Source organism: Streptomyces sp. LUP47B (assembly GCF_001746295.1).
Lineage (GTDB): Bacteria > Actinomycetota > Actinomycetes > Streptomycetales > Streptomycetaceae > Streptomyces.
This window is the reverse complement of the sequence record NZ_MJAH01000038.1, coordinates 17822-36312: the sequence shown is the minus strand read 5'-3', so window position 1 is coordinate 36312 and position 18491 is coordinate 17822. Positions and strand designations below refer to the sequence as shown.

16 protein-coding genes and 1 pseudogene are annotated in these 18491 nt (G+C 72.2%); 6 read left to right on the top strand and 11 right to left on the bottom strand.

What is annotated here, in order from left to right:
* The 3 genes and pseudogenes from BFN33_RS53795 to BFN33_RS48780 form a co-directional block, all read right to left on the bottom strand.
* Nucleotides 1-215 (bottom strand): annotated as a pseudogene (locus BFN33_RS53795) (hypothetical protein); the annotation flags it as partial.
* Nucleotides 216-278: 63 nt separating this feature from the next.
* Entirely contained in the window at nucleotides 279-632 is a 354-nt protein-coding gene (locus tag BFN33_RS48785) for a hypothetical protein (protein WP_069766675.1), read from the bottom strand.
* On the bottom strand, nucleotides 619-2430 hold the full coding sequence (locus tag BFN33_RS48780; RefSeq protein WP_069766674.1) for a hypothetical protein: 1812 nt from the start codon (nucleotides 2428-2430) through the stop codon (nucleotides 619-621). Before BFN33_RS48780 ends, BFN33_RS48785 begins: the two co-directional genes overlap by 14 nt.
* 140 nt (nucleotides 2431-2570) lie before the next feature.
* On the opposite strand from BFN33_RS48780, the gene BFN33_RS48775 reads away from it, so the two are divergent.
* A complete protein-coding gene (locus BFN33_RS48775; RefSeq protein ID WP_069766673.1) occupies nucleotides 2571-3470 on the top strand; it encodes a GNAT family N-acetyltransferase in 900 nt (299 codons plus the stop codon).
* A gap of 480 nt (nucleotides 3471-3950) precedes the next feature.
* On the opposite strand, the gene BFN33_RS48770 is transcribed toward BFN33_RS48775, so the two are convergent.
* The 6 genes from BFN33_RS48770 to BFN33_RS48745 form a co-directional block, all read right to left on the bottom strand.
* The gene (locus tag BFN33_RS48770; RefSeq protein ID WP_256123107.1) at nucleotides 3951-4571 is read right to left on the bottom strand and encodes a hypothetical protein; all 621 of its coding nucleotides are present in this window, start codon (nucleotides 4569-4571) and stop codon (nucleotides 3951-3953) included.
* 390 nt (nucleotides 4572-4961) lie between these two features.
* The gene (locus tag BFN33_RS48765; protein ID WP_069766671.1) at nucleotides 4962-5951 is read right to left on the bottom strand and encodes a malate dehydrogenase; all 990 of its coding nucleotides are present in this window, start codon (nucleotides 5949-5951) and stop codon (nucleotides 4962-4964) included.
* A gap of 334 nt (nucleotides 5952-6285) precedes the next feature.
* Entirely contained in the window at nucleotides 6286-7488 is a 1203-nt protein-coding gene (locus BFN33_RS48760) for an XRE family transcriptional regulator (RefSeq protein WP_069766670.1), read from the bottom strand.
* Between the two features lie 232 nt (nucleotides 7489-7720).
* On the bottom strand, nucleotides 7721-8179 hold the full coding sequence (locus BFN33_RS48755; RefSeq protein ID WP_069766669.1) for a helix-turn-helix transcriptional regulator: 459 nt from the start codon (nucleotides 8177-8179) through the stop codon (nucleotides 7721-7723).
* Between the two features lie 242 nt (nucleotides 8180-8421).
* The gene (locus BFN33_RS48750) at nucleotides 8422-8916 is read right to left on the bottom strand and encodes a DUF3017 domain-containing protein (protein ID WP_069766679.1); all 495 of its coding nucleotides are present in this window, start codon (nucleotides 8914-8916) and stop codon (nucleotides 8422-8424) included.
* A gap of 925 nt (nucleotides 8917-9841) precedes the next feature.
* The gene (locus BFN33_RS48745) at nucleotides 9842-10696 is read right to left on the bottom strand and encodes a bifunctional methylenetetrahydrofolate dehydrogenase/methenyltetrahydrofolate cyclohydrolase (RefSeq protein ID WP_069766668.1); all 855 of its coding nucleotides are present in this window, start codon (nucleotides 10694-10696) and stop codon (nucleotides 9842-9844) included.
* Between the two features lie 240 nt (nucleotides 10697-10936).
* Here BFN33_RS48745 and BFN33_RS48740 point away from each other — a divergent pair, with 240 nt between their 5' ends.
* The 5 genes from BFN33_RS48740 to BFN33_RS48720 all read left to right on the top strand — a co-directional run bounded on the left by BFN33_RS48740 (nucleotide 10937) and on the right by BFN33_RS48720 (nucleotide 16230).
* On the top strand, nucleotides 10937-11590 hold the full coding sequence (locus BFN33_RS48740; RefSeq protein ID WP_069766667.1) for an RDD family protein: 654 nt from the start codon (nucleotides 10937-10939) through the stop codon (nucleotides 11588-11590).
* Between the two features lie 141 nt (nucleotides 11591-11731).
* On the top strand, nucleotides 11732-12475 hold the full coding sequence (locus BFN33_RS48735) for an FHA domain-containing protein (RefSeq protein WP_069766666.1): 744 nt from the start codon (nucleotides 11732-11734) through the stop codon (nucleotides 12473-12475).
* Nucleotides 12472-14010 carry a protein kinase gene (locus tag BFN33_RS48730; protein ID WP_069766665.1) on the top strand — a complete coding sequence of 513 codons (1539 nt, stop codon included), beginning with the start codon at nucleotides 12472-12474 and terminating at the stop codon, nucleotides 14008-14010. The genes BFN33_RS48735 and BFN33_RS48730 overlap by 4 nt, the downstream gene beginning before the upstream one ends.
* A gap of 99 nt (nucleotides 14011-14109) precedes the next feature.
* Nucleotides 14110-14382 carry a hypothetical protein gene (locus tag BFN33_RS48725; RefSeq protein WP_069766664.1) on the top strand — a complete coding sequence of 91 codons (273 nt, stop codon included), beginning with the start codon at nucleotides 14110-14112 and terminating at the stop codon, nucleotides 14380-14382.
* A 183-nt stretch (nucleotides 14383-14565) separates the two neighbouring features.
* Complete coding sequence (locus BFN33_RS48720) at nucleotides 14566-16230, top strand: serine/threonine-protein kinase (RefSeq protein WP_069766663.1); 1665 nt, start codon at nucleotides 14566-14568, stop codon at nucleotides 16228-16230.
* A gap of 22 nt (nucleotides 16231-16252) precedes the next feature.
* Here the strand turns inward: BFN33_RS48720 and purH are convergent, their stop codons facing one another.
* Nucleotides 16253-17827 (bottom strand): bifunctional phosphoribosylaminoimidazolecarboxamide formyltransferase/IMP cyclohydrolase, encoded by a 1575-nt coding sequence (purH, locus tag BFN33_RS48715; protein WP_069766662.1) that lies wholly within the window; start codon nucleotides 17825-17827, stop codon nucleotides 16253-16255.
* Nucleotides 17824-18471 (bottom strand): phosphoribosylglycinamide formyltransferase, encoded by a 648-nt coding sequence (gene purN, locus BFN33_RS48710; protein ID WP_069766661.1) that lies wholly within the window; start codon nucleotides 18469-18471, stop codon nucleotides 17824-17826. Before purN ends, purH begins: the two co-directional genes overlap by 4 nt.
* Nucleotides 18472-18491 lie beyond the last annotated feature (20 nt).

Genomic DNA, 18491 nt, shown 5'->3' with positions numbered 1-18491 from the left:
GCGACCGGCCCGGCCGTGGGCGTGGCGGTCCCGTCAGCCGGCGGCGCGCCGTCCGGTTCTCCGTCCGCGGCCCCGGACACCCCCGGCGGCCACGTCGGCACGGCGCCCGGCCGGGCCGGTGGCGGCGGAGTGACCGGACCGGTCGCGGTTCCGCTCCCGTCCCCGTCCTCCCACCGCTGCGTCTCCTCGTTCCAGTACCGCACGCCCCCGCTCATGGCGTCCCCTTCCCACTCACCGCGACCCCCGTGGACCGGCACTTACCGCACCGCGCCCGCTCACTACCCCAGCAGCCCCGCCACGGCCCCCGCCGAGGCGACCAGACCGACCAGCGCCTGCGAGTCGTCCAGCAGCGCCCGCAGGCGTTCCCGGCGGGTCGGCCCCGCCTGCCCCGTCGTGACGATCTCGTCCTCCGTCTCGGCCAGCGCGCTGTCCAGCGCGGCCGTCTCGTCGGTGGCCCTGAGTCGCGTGAGGTCCTCGCGCAGTTCCCGTACGGCGGTCAGGAGCGCCTCGGCGGCCTCGTCCCGCTGAGGCGCCGTACCGTGGTGGCTCTCGGCGTGCGCGTGGCTGCCGATGGCGAAGGTGCTGCCGTGCACACCGCCGCTGATGCTGACGCCCGGCTCATCCGTTGTCATTGCCGCTGGTTCCCTTCTGAGGCGCAGACCCTGCGCCGCCGTTGGCGGAGGATGCGGTGGCGTTCTTGCCCACCGCGAAGGTGCTGCCGTGGACACCGCCCTCGACGTTCACGCCGCCGCTGCTGATGTTCACGATCTTCTGGACGAACTCGCCGGTCTGGTAACCGGATTCGGCCAGCGCGGTCAGCACGCCGTGCGAGACCCGGTCCTGCACGCTCCTGAGGTAGCGGATGGCGTCCATCTCCTGGAAGCGGGACCCCTCGTCCATCGAGCCCAGCTCCCGCACCGACAGCGCCGGACCGTCGGGCAGGGCGCCCGCGTAACCGCCGGTCAGCAGCTTCCACGCGTACCCCACGCCCCTGCCGAGGGTGACGAGGGAGCGGGCCGCGGAGCCCGGCACCCGGGCCACCGCCCAGGCCGCCTTCCCGACCACGTTGTTGTGCCGGTAGGTGTGGGCCGTGCGGTCGGCGTCCTTGAAGTCCTCGCGCACCGGCAGCAGCACATGCGGGGCGATCTCCAGCATGAGCATCCGGCCCTGGGTGTGGACCCGCACGAAGACCGTGACGACGAGCTCCTCCTCCCAGCCGCCGACCCGGATCCGCAGGAAGTGCCGCCGCTTCTCGGCGCCCTCCTCGACCGCGCGCGCCCGGTGGTCGTCGAACGCCTGCGGGTGGTACGGCGCCTCCTCGCGCCGGCGCAGTCCCTCCGCGGGCAGGAACACGCACTCGTCGATCTCCAGCCACCGGAGCCGGTCGCGGACCGTGTGTCCGGCGAACTCGGAGGGCAGCCGCAGTTGTTCGAGCAGCGGGCGGATCTTCTCCAGGACCGCGCGGTTGTTCAGCGGCAGCTGTTCCTTCTTCATCTCGTCGGGCCGCAGCTCGACGGCGAGCACCCAGGTCTCGTAGGCGGCGCCGGCCCCGCAGAAGGGGCGCTTCTCGTGGTACATGGCCAGCGGCGCGTGCTGCTCGATCCGGATGCGCTGCTTCAGCCGCTGGAACCGCTGCCCCTCGGCCCGCTCGGCGGGGTCGCCGGCCGCGTCCGGGAAGCGCTGCGGGGACAGCTCGGCGCCCATCGCCCTGGCGAACTGTCCGCGCTGCGCGGCCACGCACCCGGCGATCAGTCCGAAGACCACGATCAGCAGCCAGGCCTGAAGGGGCCCGATCAGCCCGCTGACCCCGTCGAAGTCGGGGAACAGCAGATCGGACGGGCCGGTCGAGTCGCCGTAGGAGCCGTACGAGTCGCCATAGCCGTACGAGTCGCCGAAGGACCCCGAGCCACCGTAGGACGACGAGTCGTCGTCGCCTCCGCCGAATGCGACGACGAGGGCCAGGATCAGGAACACCGCGAAGAGGACCCGCCCCCACCAGCGCAAGAAGAAGGCCGGCACCCGTCGGTACAGCGGCGGGTTCGCACCCTTGCCCCGGATCCATGAGGCGGCCGCGAGCATCATGCCGGGACCCAGGAACACGAACAGCAGCCCACCGGTCAGCGGCAGCCCGATCACCCACAGGCCCAGGATCAGCCCGGCCCACAGGAGCTCCTGGCGCCGCGCCCGCAAGGCGTGCGCGAGCACCCGGGCCGCGTCGAGGCCGAGCGAGGGCGCCACGATCCGCTGTTCGTTCAGGTGCAGTTGCTCGATGACCCGGTCCCGGTAACCGGAATCCAGGTAGGTGCCCGCGCACAGCAGTCGGGTCGCCTCACTGGCGTGCGGTGGTGTGGCCGGTCCCGGTGGTGCCGACGAAGGTGGTGCGCCGCCCGATGTCGGCTGCGGTTGCTGAGGCACGAATGCAGTACTCACGCCACTCCCCCGATGCGTGCAAAGACCTTGCTCAGTGCTGTTGTTGACAACGGATCAGCATAGAGGTGCGGGTGGGGTCGGCGAACCGGAATGCCCGATCTGTGGACAGCGGTAGATTCATTTGACTAAGGTCAAAGATTATGGACCCGGTGTCGACAGAGCACGTGGCGGAGTTCCGCCGGTTCAACCGCTACTTCACCCGCCGTATCGGCGCCCTGGACGACCACTACCTCGGCCAGGACCGACCGCTCGGCGAGGCGCGACTGCTGTTCGAGATCGGCGAGGGGATCTCGCTGCGCGAGCTCAGGACCCGGCTCGGTCTGGACGCCGGATATCTGAGCCGGATGGCGAAGACCCTGCAGACGCAGGGCATGGTCCGCATCAGCGTCCACCCGGGCGACAGCCGGCTGCGCATGGTCGAGCTGACCCGCGCCGGAAGGATCGAACTCGATGAGCAGAACCGCCGGGCCGACGCCCTCGCGGCCGGTCTGCTCGACGGACTCACCGGGCCCCAGCGCGACCGGCTCACCGACGCGATGAGCACCGCCCAGCGCCTGCTGCGCCTGGCCGGCATCACCGTGGCCCCGGTCGACGGCGCCGCCCCCGACGCCCGTGCCTGCCTCGACGCCTACGCCGCCGACATCGACGCCCGCTTCCCCGAGGGCTTCGACAAGTCCGACCTGGTGCGCCCCGAGGAGGTCTCCGGGGCCGCGGGCGCGTTCTTCGTGGCGTACGAGGAGGGCCGCCCCGTGGGCTGCGGCGCGCTGCGCCGGCTGGAGCCGCGCGTCGGCGAGATCCGCCATGTCTGGGTGCATCCGGACGCCCGCCGCCTCGGGCTCGCCCGGCGGATCCTGGGGGCCCTGGAGGCGGCGGCCGCCGCTCGCCGCCTGGCCGTCCTGCGGCTCGACACGCACGCCTCGCTCACCGAGGCGCGGACGATGTACCGGGCGTGCGGCTACAGGGAGATCCCGCCGTATGTGGATCACGTCTACGGCGACTACTGGTTCGAGAAGCGGCTGACCGACCGGCCAACCGGCTGACGGGTCGCGCACTATCGCGTCCGACCGTAAACGAGTACTATCGCGTTCGTTCGACCGACGGCCCAACCAGCCCTGCCCGCACCCGAGTTGCTCCGAGGAGCCGCCGTGCCCTCCCTCCTGAACCCGGTCGTCAAGGCGCTGCTGCTGCGAAGCGTCGTCACCGAGACCGCGCCGATCGGGGGCGACACACACGCCGGGCTCGACGTCCGTCCCCGACCGCGGGTGCACGCCCTGGTCGCCCCGGGACCTTCCTCGCGCACACGCTGCGGCGCTACGACCCGTCCGGCGCCGCGGAGTCCTGCGTGCCGGGCCGCGCGGGCGCGGGGCCGGAAGCGGCTCGGGGTCACGGTGTCATGGCCGGCGGGCAGGTGCATCTCGGCGGACCCGGGGAAGCTCGCTCCGCGCCCCCGCCGCCCACCGTGCCTTCGTCGGTGAGGAGACCGCCTCCGTGGCCGTGGCGGCCCTGCCCGTCGCACCGGCTCAGCTGCACTCCGTGTCCGCCGGGCAGAAGGAGGCCAGCGCCCTGCTGAGAGGCTCGCGCACCAGGGCGGGCGAGAGGGCGGCGGGGCCGGTGGCGCGGATCGCGTACAGCCTTCCGTCGGCGGCCCGGAAACGGTGGTCGAGGACCTGGCGGGCGCCGAGATCCGGGTCGTCGTAGCGGTAGGCGAGCTCGGCCCAGGTGGTGCCGGAGGCCCGGTCGAGGACCTGGTAGCCGGGCAGGCGCGAGAAGCCGTAGCCGGGGTCGTTCTCGGCCAGACCGAGGGACTGGGCCGGGGTGTCCTCCGCGAGCCGGAAGACCTGGAGCCGGCGGCCGTCGGCGGGAGCGTCGTAGACGACGACCGGAGCGGACTGCCCCTGCTTCTCGGTGCGGGTCCAGCCCCGGGGAACGTCGACGGTGTAGCCGACGGGATCCTGGACGCGGCGGTATCCCGAGGCGGTGGAAACGGAAGGCGACGGGGACGGCGTGGCCCTGACGCTCGGGACCTGACCGGCGCTCCTGCCGGAACCGGATCCGGATCCGGAGGTGTCGCGGATGAGCCACCAGACACCGACACCGACCGAGACCCCGACCAGGACGGCCACCGCGAGGGCGGCGAGCACCCGTCGGACGCGGTGGGGCGCGTGCGGGGGTGGACCTGTGGGAGCCGGCGCCACCGGCGGCCAGGGAGGCGTCGGAGAAGCCGGTGTCCCGGCCGTCGCCCAGGGAGGCGGGAACGAGGTCTGCGTCTGGGCGGACGCCCACGGCGGGGCGGTCCCCGTCTGTCCCGAGCTCCAGGCCGCCCGGCCTCTCTCCTCGCTCGGTTCGTGTTCCGCTCCGGAACCGGAGCTGTAACCGTTCCAGCCGTTCATGGCGAACCCCCCGCGTCACCCCACCGGGTACTGCTTCGACCGTAGGGCGAAAAACGGCCACGGGCCCTGTTCCGGAAGGAACCGGAACAGGGCCCGTGCAGGCTCGTGACAGAGCCGTCGAGAAGACGCGGACGCGAGGACTCAGATGAGGCCGAGGGCGCGGACCGCCTCGCGCTCCTCCTCCAGCTCCTTGACGGAGGCGTCGATGCGGGCGCGGGAGAACTCGTTGATCTCCAGGCCCTGGACGATCTCGTAGACGCCGTCCTTGGTGGTGACGGGGAAGGACGAGATCAGGCCCTCCGGGACGCCGTAGGAACCGTCCGACGGGATGCCCATGGAGGTCCAGTCGCCGTCCGCGGTGCCGTTGACCCAGGTGTGGACGTGGTCGATGGCGGCGTTGGCGGCGGAGGCGGCCGACGAGGCGCCACGGGCCTCGATGATGGCCGCGCCGCGCTTGGCGACGGTCGGGATGAAGTCCTCGGCCAGCCACTTCTCGTCGTTGACGGTCTCGGCGGCGTTCTTGCCGGCCACCGTGGCGTGGAAGATGTCCGGGTACTGGGTGGCGGAGTGGTTGCCCCAGATGGTCAGACGCTTGATGTCGGCGACCGTGGTGCCCGTCTTCTTCGCGAGCTGGGTCAGCGCGCGGTTGTGGTCGAGGCGGGTCATCGCGGTGAAGCGCTCGGCCGGTACGTCCGGAGCGGCGGCCTGGGCGATCAGCGCGTTGGTGTTGGCCGGGTTGCCGACGACCAGGATCTTCACGTCGTCCGCGGCGTGGTCGTTGATGGCCTTGCCCTGCGGCTTGAAGATGCCGCCGTTGGCCTCCAGCAGGTCACCGCGCTCCATGCCCTTGGTGCGGGGGCGGGCGCCGACGAGCAGGCCGACGTTGGTGCCGTCGAAGGCGACGTTCGGGTCGTCCGTGATGTCGATGCCCTGGAGCAGCGGGAAGGCGCAGTCGTCGAGTTCCATCGCGGTGCCCTCGGCGGCCTTGAGCGCCGGGGTGATCTCCAGGAGGCGAAGCTTGACCGGCACGTCCGCGCCGAGCAGCTGGCCGGAGGCGATGCGGAAGAGCAGGGCGTAACCGATCTGGCCGGCCGCGCCGGTGACGGTGACGTTCACGGGAGTGCGGGTCATGGCGTTCTCCGTATGACAGCTGGCGGTGGGGCGTCCCTGCCCCGGACGTTTGATCGATCTCTTGGCATCAAGAGAGATCCAGCGGTCAGGCTATCGCGCATCCGGGATGTCGGACGTCCGGCCCCGTGTGGCCCACCCCACAACCGTCCCGCAGCCACCCCGCGAACGCTCCGGCAAAAGAGGCGGCCGCCCGTCCGGGAGAGGGAGGACGAAGGCGGCCGCCGTATGGGGGTACCGGTATCCGGACTCCCGTGGGGGTACGGTTCGCGTGCCCCCGATTCGGCCGCCCATGCACGGTCCCTGAAGATTTATCCAACCAGGGGGCGGGCGCCCCTCAGTCGGTGCACCCCGACTGCCCGGAAGCCAGCGTCACACAGGCCTTCGCCTCACCGGCGTCCTTCACCGCCACCATCGGCGTATAGGCGATCGTGTCCCCGGCCTCGGTGATGTTCCCGCTCTGCTCGGTCGCCTTCCCGGCGGTCACCTCGACCTTGTCCCCCTGCCCGGCCTGGGTCACCCTCCCCCAGGCCGCGCCACAGGTCTCGCTGTACCGCACCTCGACCACCGTCGCCCCCACCGTCGCGGTCCTGGCGGTCGTCACCAGGTTCCCGCTGCACCCCATGGCCTCGGCGTCCTTGCCGGTGCACCCCGCACCACTGCACTTCACCCCGGCGGGCAGCGAGGCGGACGCGCTGGCGGGCGGCGACGGGGACTTGTCGGCCCCCGCGTTCTTCTTGTCGCCGCCCCCGTCGGTCAGGAAGAACACGGCGGCGACCACGACCAGCACCCCGACGACCCCGGAGAGGAACATCGTCAACCGCCGCTTCCCCCCGCCGGAACCACCGGACCCGCCGGCCCCACCGGCGTCGCCGGAAGAGCCGTCCCCGGGCCGCGCGTCCTGCGGCTGGTCGTACGGACCGGGCGCCTCCGGCGTCCACCCCGGGCCGCCCGCGGAGACGGGCGCCGCCGCGGCCGTACGCCCCGAAGAGGGCTGCGACGGTCCCTGATACCCGGCCACGCCCCAGGAGTTCGCGCCCGAGGAGCTCTCCCGGGCCTCCGCGCTGTCGGCTTCCGACGACGTCGGCTGCGGCGGCACCGTGGGGGCGACTCCCGCGGGTCCCGCCACCCCCGGCGTCGCCGTCGCGCTGCTGCTCCTGCGGGCCGTCTTGGTGCCCTTGGCGCCGGCGGGCGGCGCCCCGAACTCGCCGAGCGCGGCCCGCGCCTGGGAGATCCGGATGGCCTCCATGGTCATGTCGTGGCGCATCTCCGAACGGCTCCAGGCCCGTTCGGCGAGCTCCCACATCGTGGTCAGGTGAACGGGATTGGTGCCGGTGACCTCGGCCAGGGCGACGATCGCGCCCTTCGGCGCGAGCAGCCGACCGTTGAGATACCGCTCCCAGGACGTCTTGCTGTAACCCGTGCGGTCGGCGACGGCCGCGATGCTCAGGCCGCTGCGGTCCACGAGCCGCCGCAGCTGGCTCGCGAACTCCCTGACCTGCGGATCCATTTCATCCGGCAAAGCCCTCCAGCGAGGCATTGCTCCCCCTCTTTCCCCCCGGTCGGTGCCTTTGTTCCCGCTCCCCCGTGCCCCCCACAGGAGTGCGCTCGCCAAGGATCTCAGCTCCCGGCGTGGAGACGCACGGGGGCGTCGGCAAGTTCGACACATTAGCTCCGCTGTCGAACGGTTCTGTGTCAAATGCGCGAACTTGTCAATACATCGTCACAGGAGGAACACACCGGTAATAACGCCCGTCACGGCAGTTCCCGGCTCACCCGAACGCCACGGCACCGGCCACCCCGGCCAACAGCAGGAGGACAAGCAGAAGTACGGCGAACAGCAACAACCGGTTCATTCCGCGGCCACCCTCTTCGGGGCGCTCCTCCCACCACGGCAGGGTCGGGTCGTCCTCGTACTCCTCGCCCCCGGCGGTCGGTGCGGGCGCCGACGTGGGGCGGGGCCAGGCCTGGACGGCCAGTTCCCAGCGCACACCGAAGCGGTCGGCGTCGGCGGTCTCGAGACCCGCGATCCGGCACAGGGCGGCGACGGCCTGGCGGGGCGGGGGCTGGGTGGCGTTGAGATAGCGGTGCCAGGAGGACTTGCTGTACGCGGTGCGGGCGCCGAGTGCGACCAGGCTGAGCCCCGTGCGGTCCTTGAGCTGTCTGAGCTGCTCGACGAAGTGCCGTACCTCCGGCGGCAGATCGTCGGGCAGCGCCTGCCAGCCACTCATCGCCCACCTCCACGGCGTCCTCACCTGCTTCCAGGCAATTGACGACGTCAGAGGCCTGATCGGTTCCTGGTCCGGGGGCGGTTGTGGCTGGTCACGCACACCGTGCCGGAACGGTCACGGCTGTGCCACAGCGGACTGACAGCTGTTGAACAGGCCGTTCACGGCACGGGAGGCTGAGCCGTGACGGCGGTCCGTCCCTCATCGGGGGTGGGGGCGGACCGCCGTCCCGTGGCTGCCCCGGGTCAGCTGCTGCTGACCGTGAAGTGCAGGGTGTCCTTGAGGAAGGGGATCACCAGCCACGGGTTGGGCTGCACCATCATCGCCAGCAGGACGATCGCGGTGCCGAGCACAGCGTAGGTGGCGATGTCGGTGAAGCGGGAGCGCACGGCGAGCATGCCGACGTCCGGCAGCAGCCAGCGCAGCACGGCACCGGCGAGCAGGGCGACACCGATGAGCAGCGTGCCGTAGCGGAACCGGTCGACGGCGGTCAGCAATAGCCCGAGCCCCACCGTGGCCAGCACGGCGAGCACCGGCCACTGCCGGGCGGGCGCCGGAGCGTCCCGCGGCGCGGCCCGGCCACCGCCCTCGGGCCGCGCGGTGTCCCTGGTGAACAACGGAAACCGCCGCGTCGCCCGCCGGGGCCGCCCGTCGACATCGGGCGCACTGATCGCATCCCGCACGACGATTCCGGCCTGCGCCTCGGGATCCGACGCGCTGCCCGACTCGGACTCTGACACCTGGTCCGACTCGGGCTCCGCCACCTGGTCCGACTCGGGACCCGACCCCTTGCCCAAGTCACGCTCCGACACCTGGCCCGACTCGGGACCCGCCGCCTTGCCGGACTGGGGCTCCGACACCTGGTCCGACTCGGCATCCGACACGTTGTCCCACTCGGGGTCCCACTGCTTGCCCGACTCCGGACCCTCCCCCTTGCCCGAGTCACGCTCTGACACCTGGTCCGACTCGGCATCCGACGCGTTGTCCAACTCGGGGTCCGACACGCTTCCCGACTCAGGCTCCGCCACCTGGCCCGACTCGCGACCCGACGCGTTGTGCCAGTCGGGCGCCGACACCTTGCCCGACTCACCATCGGCTCCGCCCGACTTCCCGGCGGCACCATCCGCGGCAACCGTGGCACCGGGCTCACGAACGTCCCCAGACTCGGCGGCCGTGGCACCGGGCGCACGGACCTCCCCCGCCTCGGCCGCCGTGGCACCGGCCCCACGGACCTCCCCCGACTCGGCGGCCGTGGCACCCGGCATACGGAGCTCCCCTGTCTCGGCCGTCCCCGCACCCGGCCTTCGGGACGCGCCCGACCCGGTCGACGCCACGCCCTGCTCCTGAGAGCCCCGCGCCGCGGTCGCCCGTGTCCCGGGCGTCCGGGCACCCCGGTCGCCGACCGTCCGTTTCTCGGCTCCAGGCATCTCGGCCACCGGCTCATGGGACCCGGCGCCGTCCACACCCGACCTCCGGTGCCCTTGCGCCTCGGGCGACTCCGCACCCGCCTTGCGGTGCCCTTGCGCCCTGGCCGACTCCATTCCCGCCGACCGCGACCCACCCGCCCCAGCCGACTCCACACCCGCCGACCGCGACCCGCTTGACTCCGCGCCCGTCTCCGGCGAGACCCGTGTCCCGGCTCCCCGCTTCTCGGGGCTCCCTGCCTCAGCCGACACTGCGCTCCGCCGCCTCGACCACGTTGACGAGCAGCTGGGCGCGGGTCATCGGGCCGACGCCGCCGGGGTTCGGGGAGATGAAGCCGGCGACTTCGGCGACGTCGGGGTGGACGTCGCCGACGATCCTGCCCTCGGCGTTGCGGGAGACGCCGACGTCGAGGACGGCGGCGCCCGGCTTCACGTCCTCGGGACGGATCAGGTGCGCGGAACCGGCGGCGGCGACGATGATGTCCGCGCGCTTGAGGTGCGAGGACAGGTCACGAGTGCCGGTGTGGCACTGGGTCACCGTCGCGTTCTCACTGCGCCGGGTGAGCAGCAGCGGCATCGAGCGGCCGATCGTCACGCCACGGCCGACGACCACCACCTCGGCACCCTTGATCTCGACGCCGTAGCGGCGCAACAGCGTCAGCACACCGTTCGGCGTGCACGGCAGCGGCGCCGGCTCGTTGAGGACCAGCCGCCCGAGGTTCATCGGGTGCAGGCCGTCCGCGTCCTTGTCCGGGTCCATGAGTTCGAGGATGCGGTTCTCGTCGATGCCCTTGGGCAGCGGCAGCTGGACGATGTAACCGGTGCACGACGGGTCGTCGTTCAGCTCGCGGACGACCGCCTCGATCTCCTCCTGCGTGGCCGTCTCGGGCAGTTCACGCTGGATGGAGGCGATGCCGACCTCCGCGCAGTCCCGGTGCTTGCCGGCGACGTACTTCTGGCTGCCGGGGTCGCTCCCGACGAGGATCGTGCCGAGGCCGGGCGTGACGCCCTTCTCCTTCAGCGCCGCCACGCGGGCGGTCAGGTCGGACTTGATCGCGGCTGCGGTGGCCTTGCCATCGAGAATCTGGGCGGTCATGTCCCCATCCTCGCGGATGACCCGGCCCCGGTTCCAATCCGGGTTCCACCATCGCCCCGCTCAAGATCAACGAGGTTGCACTTGCACAACACATATCGAATGAGGGTGGACAACAACACACCTGCCTAGAACGATGTCTGGCGCAGTATCGCGGTTGATGTTCGGGGGGCAAACCGCTCAAACCATGACGTTCCTCCGCGCAGTCCGCATTGTCCCCAGCTTGGCCCACGGAGGAACACCATGAGTTTCGGCTCGCCCAACAACCCTTACGAGAAGCCGCAGAACCCCCAGAACCCCCAGCAGCAGCCGCAGCAGCCCGGCTACGGCTACCCCCAGCAGCCGCCGCAGCAGCAGCCCGGTTACGGCTACCCGCAGCAGGCTCCCCCCGGCGTACCGCCGCAGCAGGGATACCCCCAGCAGCCGGGCTACGGCTACCCGCAGGCGCCGCAGGTCCCGGCCTCCGCCTACGGCTACCCGCAGCAGCCGGGCTACGGCGCGCAGCCCCCGTACGCGAACTGGGGCCAGCGCTTCCTCGGCCTGCTGGTCGACATGCTCGTGTTCGTGGTCCCCTACATCATCGTCGCCATCGGGGCGGGCACCAAGGTGTGGGCCCTGGCGCTCATCGGTTACCTCGCCGTCCTCGGCGTCGCGATCTGGCAGCTGATCCGGGAGGGCCGCACCGGCCAGACGCTCGGCAAGCAGGCGGTCGGCATCCGTCTGGTGCGGGAGATCGACGGACAGCCCCTCGGCGTCGGCATGGCCTTCGTCCGCCGTCTCGCGCACTTCCTGGACAGCCTCGCGTGCTACCTCGGCTGGCTGTGGCCGGCCTGGGACGCCAAGCGTCAGACCTTCGCCGACAAGATCTGCTCGAGCATCGTCATCCGTACGAACTGAGCACCGCTTCACCACAATCGGCGACGGATCGCCACGTCGCCTTCTCGCCATACTTCCTCCGGGGCCGTGTCACGTCGTGACACGGCCCCGGGGCGTCACCCACCCTGGCTCGTAGACACGCGGGGGACGGGGAGACGGACCGTGTACAGCATCATCGTGGTACCTCCGCCGACCACGGAGGACCGGACTGCACCACAGCAGCTGCGACTCGCCCCGGGCGAGCGGCTGACCTTCGGACGCGGCGCCGCCTGCGCGGTGCGGATCCCCCACGAGGGGGTGTCGCGAAGAGCCGGCGAGATCACCGCGCAGGGGGCGTTCTGGGCGCTGAGCAACCTGTCCGGACTGCAGACGTACGTCGTGGAGAACCCGGAGGGCGCGGGCGAGCACATCAAGGTCGGGCCGGGGCGCCTGGAGGCGCCGGTCCCCTTCGAGTTCTCGCGGATCGTGCTGCCGGCCGCGGGCGACCTGATCGCCATCGACGTGTGGGCGCCGCGCCACGACTATCTGCGCGCCGACGACGACCTCGAGGGGACGACCACCGCGCCCGCCTTCTCCGTCGACCGGACCAAGCGGTACTTCGCGGTCCTCGCCGCGCTGTGCGAGCCCCGGCTGCGCGGCGAACCGCACGCCCCGCTGCCCACCGTGGACCAGGTGGTCGAGCGGCTGCGCCCCCACTGGGCGGCGGCCTCCCGCACTTCGGTGCAGTGGAACATCGACTACCTGGCGGTGAAGCTGCGCCTGAAGCCCGGCCCGGAGGAGGCCGACCCGGGCCCGCGGCTGAACGGCAAGAAGGAGTCCCTGGTCTCCCTCGCGCTCCGCTTCGACCTGGTCCGCGAGGAGGACCTGGTGGTGCTGACGGGTTCCGGCGGCGGGGCGGCCCGGTGACCGAGCCGTACGCCGTGCCGGTCCCCCGGGGCTACCGGGTGGGCGGCTGGGAGGTGCGCGAGCCGATCGCCACGGGCGCCTTCGGGAGCGTGTACGAGGGCCGGCGGCGGGACGGGCAGCCCGCCGTGGCCGCCCTGAAGTTCCTGCCCACCGGCACCGGGACGCCCCGCCGGCTCACCCATCTGCGGGAACTCGTGGAGCGAGAGGTGCGGTTGTACCGCCGGCTCAGACGCCCCCGGCTGATCCGGATGTACGACACCCTCGTCGTCGACGACCCCGAGCGCCCGGAGCTGGACGGCGCCACCGTCCTCATACTGGAGAAGGCGCGGACCTCCCTGTCGGCCCTGCTGGCCACCCGGCCCCGCCCGCCGTCCGGCCCCGCCCTGCTCGCCCAGATCTGCGAGGGACTGGCCCAGCTGCACCGCGCGAACTGGGTGCACGGCGATCTGAAGCCCGCCAACGTCCTGCTGATGGAGGACGGTTCGGCCCGGCTCGCCGACTTCAACATGGCGGCGGAGCTGGAGGGCACCCACGCCTACACCCCCGCCTTCTCCACACCCGACTACACCCCGCCGGAACTCCTGTGGGCGGAGATCGGTGAACGCGGCCGCCGGATCCGCCCCTCCGCCGACGTCTGGGCCTTCGGCGTCCTCGCGCACCTGGTCCTCACCGACACCTTCCCGCTGCCCGGCGGCACCCAGACGGCCCGCCGGGACGCGGCCGCCGCCTACGCCCGCGGCACCGACGACCTGCGGCTGTCCCCCGAACTCCCCGACGACTGGCGGGAGATCGTCCGCGACTGCCTCACCCGCACACACGCCGAACGCGTCACGGTGGAGCCCCTGTTACGCCGTGTCGAGACCGCCGCCGGCACCGCCCGCCCGCCTCTCCCCTTCCTCACGCGCCGCCCCCGCCGTACGACGGTCGCGGCGGCGGCACTGCTCGCCACCGGAGCACTCGCCGCGCTGGGCTGGGGCATCAGCGACTGGACCTCCGACGACGACCCCACAGGTGGCTCCTCCGCCACGGCGACCGTCTCACCCGCGACCTACGGCGCCGCCGAACTCCGTACGGACAAAGGCGTCCCGGCCGGCTACCGGGTACTGATCGTCGAGTCGGCGCACGACTGCGCGCAGCAGGACGTCACCCCGGCCCTGATCGCCGCCATGCTGAAGACGGAGAGCGACTTCGACCCGGATCTCTCCGACCCGACCAACGACGAGTACGGCATCGCCCGTTGGACCCCGAGGGTGCTGCGGTTCTGGATGAACGCGGACGGCACGCCCGCCGACACCATGCCCCAACCGCCCTTCCCGCCCGCCGAGTCCATCCCGGCGATGGCCCGTTACCTGTGCTGGATCGCGCCCCGCCTGGACGCCGGTCTGCCGGACGACCACCGGGTGCTGATCGCCGCCGCCTACCGGACGTCGTACGACAAGGTGAACGACGCGGGCGGGGTCCCCGCGAAGTACCGCGACTACGCGGCCCGGATCGCGCAGTACCTCAAGGAGTACACGCCGCCCGGCGAGAAGTGACCCTCAGACTTCTCAGGTACCCGTGCGGGGGACGGACCGGCAGGGTGGGCACACGCCGCTTCGGCGGCACCACACCGAAGTTCACCTGGGGGTATCGACGTGAACATCATCAAGCCCGCCGCACTGCTGCTCGCGGCCGGGGCACTGGTCGCCGGCTCCGCGGCGGCCGTGTCCGCGGCCGTGCCGGACTCGCGCGAGGGAACCGCACCGGACGGCACCCGCGTGACCGTCGTCACCGACGGCAACCGCGACTGGGCCGCGCCGGCCGACCGCGACCTCTCCACACCGGACGGCACGCGGGTGACCGGCGGCTACCACCCCGACGGCACGCGCGTCACCGGTGTACAGCCCTCCGGCACCCGGGTCACCTGACCCGGCGCGGACCGCGCGGTCTCCGGCCCCTTCGGGGGAGGGCCGGAGACCGCGCTCACGTATGCGCGGGCCGCGTTCCCCCCGTATCCCGGCACTCCCCGGCAGCGGGGCGCTAGCCTCTCCTCAGTCAACTCGCGTGACGCGAGAGCACGTTGAGGATAGAAAAGGCAGGTCGGGGGGACCGTGACAGACATACCGGCGGCCGGTGACGCGCTGCGGCAGGCGGGCGCGGCCCCGCTGCTGCCCGCCGATCCCGGACGTATCGGACCCTACGTCCCGCTCGGGCTGCTCGGCAGCGGCGGCATGGGCCGGGTCTATCTGGCCCGGCGCGCCGACGACGCCCCGGGGCTCGCCGCCGTGAAGGTGATCCGGCCCGAGTACGCCGAAGGCCCGGACTTCCGGCGACGGTTCGAGCGCGAGGCCGCCGTGCACGGCCGGGTGCGCACACCGCGCGCACCGCATCTGCTGGGCACCGGATTCGACGACGCGCTGCTGTGGATGGCCACCGAGTACCTGCCCGGCCTCAACCTCGCCGAGGCCGTCCGCGAGTGTGGGCTGCTGGAGCCGGCCGGGGTGTGGCGGCTGGTCGCGGAACTCGGGGAGGCCCTGTCGGCGCTGGCCGCCGCCGGGGTCGTGCACCGGGATCTCAAGCCGTCCAACGTGATCCTGTCCCCCAGGGGCACGCACGTCATCGACTTCGGCATCTCCCGCGCGGCCGACAGCAGCGCGATCACCACGACCGGCAACCGGGTCGGCACGGCCGCGTACATGGCGCCCGAGTATCTGCGCGAGGGCCGCTGCGACGCCGCCTCCGACGTCTTCTCCCTCGGCTGCACCCTCGTCTACGCCGCCACCGGGCACGCCCCCTTCGGCGACGGGACCGGCGTGGACGTGATGCACCGGGTCGCCTTCGAGGCACCCGACACCGAGGTCATGGCCGAACTCGCGCGGGCGGACCCCGCGTTGGCCGCGCTGCTGTCCGCCTGTCTCGCCAAGGACCCCGCCGGGCGCCCCGCCCCGCGGCAACTGACCGACGCGGCCACGGCCGCCGGGCACGGCCGCACGTCACACTGGCACGACACACTGGCCGCCCGGCTCATGGACCGGCAGCAGGGGTGTGCGGTGCTGGAGGGCGGGCCCGTCCGGCAGTTGCCCCACTTCCGCACGCCCACGGAGCCGGTGCTCTCACCGCTCCCCGCCCCGTCCACCGGTTCCGGTAAGCGGCGCAGGCCCCTGCTGGCCGCCGTCGCGGGGATCGCCGTCGGGGCCGTGGCCGTCGGGGCCTTCCTGCTCACCCGCCCGGGCCTCGACTCCCCGGCCGCCGCCGCCCCGACGCGCGCCGGCAGCGTCAGCGCCTCCGCCGCACCGACCTCTTCCGGGACCGGCGCCTCCGCCTCACCCTCCGGCAAGGACGCCGGCGAGAAGAAGAAGGACAAGAGCGAGCCGCAGACGGCCGCCCCCGCGCAGAGCAGCAGCGCACCGGACAGCACTCCGTCCGCGACAGCCACCCAAAACGGCGGCGGCACGGGCGGCGGAAACAGCACCGCGCCCACCCCCACCGCCACGGTGACCAGGACCGCGGCGCCCCCTGCCACCCCCGCCTGGATCTCCGGCTGCACCTACTACTCCGGCACCGAACTCACCGACTACGGCGACAAGGGCCAGCGGGTCGTGCAGGTGCAGTGCATGCTGACCAAGCGCGGCTACAGCGTGGGCGGTTCGGGCGTGGACGGCGAGTTCGGCAAGGACACGCAGTCGGCGGTCAAGCAGTTCCAGAGCGCCAAGGGGCTGGAGGTGGACGGCGAGGTGGGTACCAACACCTGGGCGGCGCTGCGCAGTTCGACGTAGCACCGCCCAGGTGGGTGTTCCGTCAGTGGAAGAAGTGCCGCGTCCCCGTGAAGTACATCGTGATGCCGGCCTTCTGCGCGGCCTCGACGACGAGTTCGTCACGGACCGAGCCGCCCGGCTGGACGACCGCCTTCACACCGGCCTCCAGGAGGACCTCCAGGCCGTCCGGGAACGGGAAGAAGGCGTCCGAGGCCGCGTACGAGCCCTGCGCACGCTCGGCGCCGGCCCGCTCGACGGCCAGCTTCGCGGAGTCGACCCGGTTGACCTGCCCCATGCCGACACCGACCGACGCGCCGTCCTTGGCGAGGAGGATGGCGTTGGACTTGACGGCCCGGCAGGCCCGCCAGGCGAAGGCGAGCTCGCCGAGCTCGTCCGCGCTCAGGGCCTCGCCGGTCGCCAGGGTCCAGTTCGCCGGGTCGTCGCCCTCGGCCTGGAGGCGGTCGGTGACCTGGAGGAGCGCGCCGCCGTCGATGGGCTTGACCTCGGCGGGGTGCGCGGGCGCGGCCGGGGCCTTCAGGACCCGGATGTTCTTCTTCTTGGCGAGAGCTTCGAGGGCGCCGTCCTCGTAGTCGGGCGCGACGATGACCTCGGTGAAGATCTCCGCGACCTGCTCGGCCATCTCCTTGCTGACCGGCCGGTTGACGGCGATGACCCCGCCGAAGGCCGACAGCGGGTCACACGCGTGTGCCTTGCGGTGCGCCTCGGCGACGTCCCCGCCGATCGCGATGCCGCAGGGGTTGGCGTGCTTGATGATCGCGACGGCCGGCTCGGTGTGGTCGTACGCGGCACGGCGGGCGGCGTCCGTGTCCGTGTAGTTGTTGTACGACATCTCCTTGCCGTGCAGCTGCTCGGCCTCGGCGAGGCCGACGCCGGTGCCGTCGACGTAGAGCGCGGCGGGCTGATGCGGGTTCTCGCCGTAGCGCAGGGTGCTGCGGCGCTCCAGGGTGGCGCCGAGGAAGTCGGGGAAGAGCGACTCGTCCACGGGGGCGTAGGCGCTGGCGAACCAGCTGGCGACGGCGATGTCGTACTCGGCGGTGTGCCGGAAGGCCTCGGCGGCGAGCCGCTTGCGGGTGGTGAGGTCGAAGCCGCCGCCCTTGACCGCGGCCAGGACGTCCGCGTATCGCTCGGGGCTGGTCACGACGGCGACCGACGGGTGGTTCTTCGCGGCGGCGCGCACCATGGACGGGCCGCCGATGTCGATCTGCTCGACGCACTCGTCGGGGCTCGCACCGGAGGCGACGGTCTCGCGGAACGGGTAGAGGTTCACGACGACGAGGTCGAACGGCTCGACGCCCAGCTCCGCCAGCTGCTCGCGGTGGCTGTCCAGCCGCAGGTCGGCGAGGATGCCGGCGTGCACGCGCGGGTGCAGGGTCTTGACGCGGCCGTCCAGGCACTCGGGGAAGCCGGTGAGCTCCTCGACCTTGGTGACGGGGACGCCGGCGGCGGCGATACGGCCCGCGGTGGACCCGGTGGAGACGAGTTCGACGCCGGCCTCGTGCAGCCCGCGGGCAAGCTCTTCGAGCCCGGTCTTGTCGTAGACGCTGACGAGCGCGCGACGGATGGCCCGCCTGCCGTTCTCGATGCTCTCGGCGGTCACTGGATAACTACCTTTCGTCCCTCAATGCGATAGCCGTTGCGGGCGAGCCGCCCCACGACCTCGACGAGCAGCCTTCGCTCGACTTCCTTGATGCGCTCGTGCAGAGCGCTCTCGTCGTCCTCGTCCCGGATCTCCACCACGCCCTGGGCGATGATCGGTCCGGTGTCGACGCCGTCGTCGACGAAGTGGACGGTGCAGCCGGTGACCCTGGCTCCGTACGCGAGCGCGTCGCGCACTCCGTGGGCCCCCGGAAAACTGGGCAGCAGCGCGGGGTGGGTGTTCACGAACCGCCCGCCGAAGCGCGCGAGGAACTCCTTCCCCACGATCTTCATGAACCCGGCGGACACCACGAGGTCGGGTTCGTACGCGGAGACGGCCTCGGCGAGGGCGGCGTCCCACTCCTCGCGGGTCTCGAAGTCCTTGACCTTGCGGACGAAGGTGGGGATCCCGGCCCGCTCGGCCCGGGCGAGCCCCTCGATGTTCTCGCGGTCCGCCCCGACGGCCACGATCGCGGCACCGTAGGCCGCCGTGCCGGTCGTCTCGATGGCGTCAAGGAGCGCCTGTAGGTTCGTACCGGATCCGGAGACCAGCACGACCAGTCGCTTGACCGGCCTGGCCTGCTCGGCCACGGGCTTGGCGGCCACGGCGGGGCCCTTTCTCGGAG

Bases quoted from the DNA above. Each gene is read 5' to 3' on its own strand.
- BFN33_RS48785 (WP_069766675.1), bottom strand. From the start codon at position 632: ATGACAACGGATGAGCCGGGCGTCAGCATCAGCGGCGGTGTGCACGGC.
- BFN33_RS48775 (WP_069766673.1), top strand. From the start codon at position 2,571: ATGGACCCGGTGTCGACAGAGCACGTGGCGGAGTTCCGCCGGTTCAAC.
- BFN33_RS48765 (WP_069766671.1), bottom strand. From the start codon at position 5,951: ATGACCCGCACTCCCGTGAACGTCACCGTCACCGGCGCGGCCGGCCAG.
- BFN33_RS48760 (WP_069766670.1), bottom strand. From the start codon at position 7,488: ATGCCTCGCTGGAGGGCTTTGCCGGATGAAATGGATCCGCAGGTCAGG.
- BFN33_RS48755 (WP_069766669.1), bottom strand. From the start codon at position 8,179: ATGAGTGGCTGGCAGGCGCTGCCCGACGATCTGCCGCCGGAGGTACGG.
- BFN33_RS48745 (WP_069766668.1), bottom strand. From the start codon at position 10,696: ATGACCGCCCAGATTCTCGATGGCAAGGCCACCGCAGCCGCGATCAAG.
- BFN33_RS48740 (WP_069766667.1), top strand. From the start codon at position 10,937: ATGAGTTTCGGCTCGCCCAACAACCCTTACGAGAAGCCGCAGAACCCC.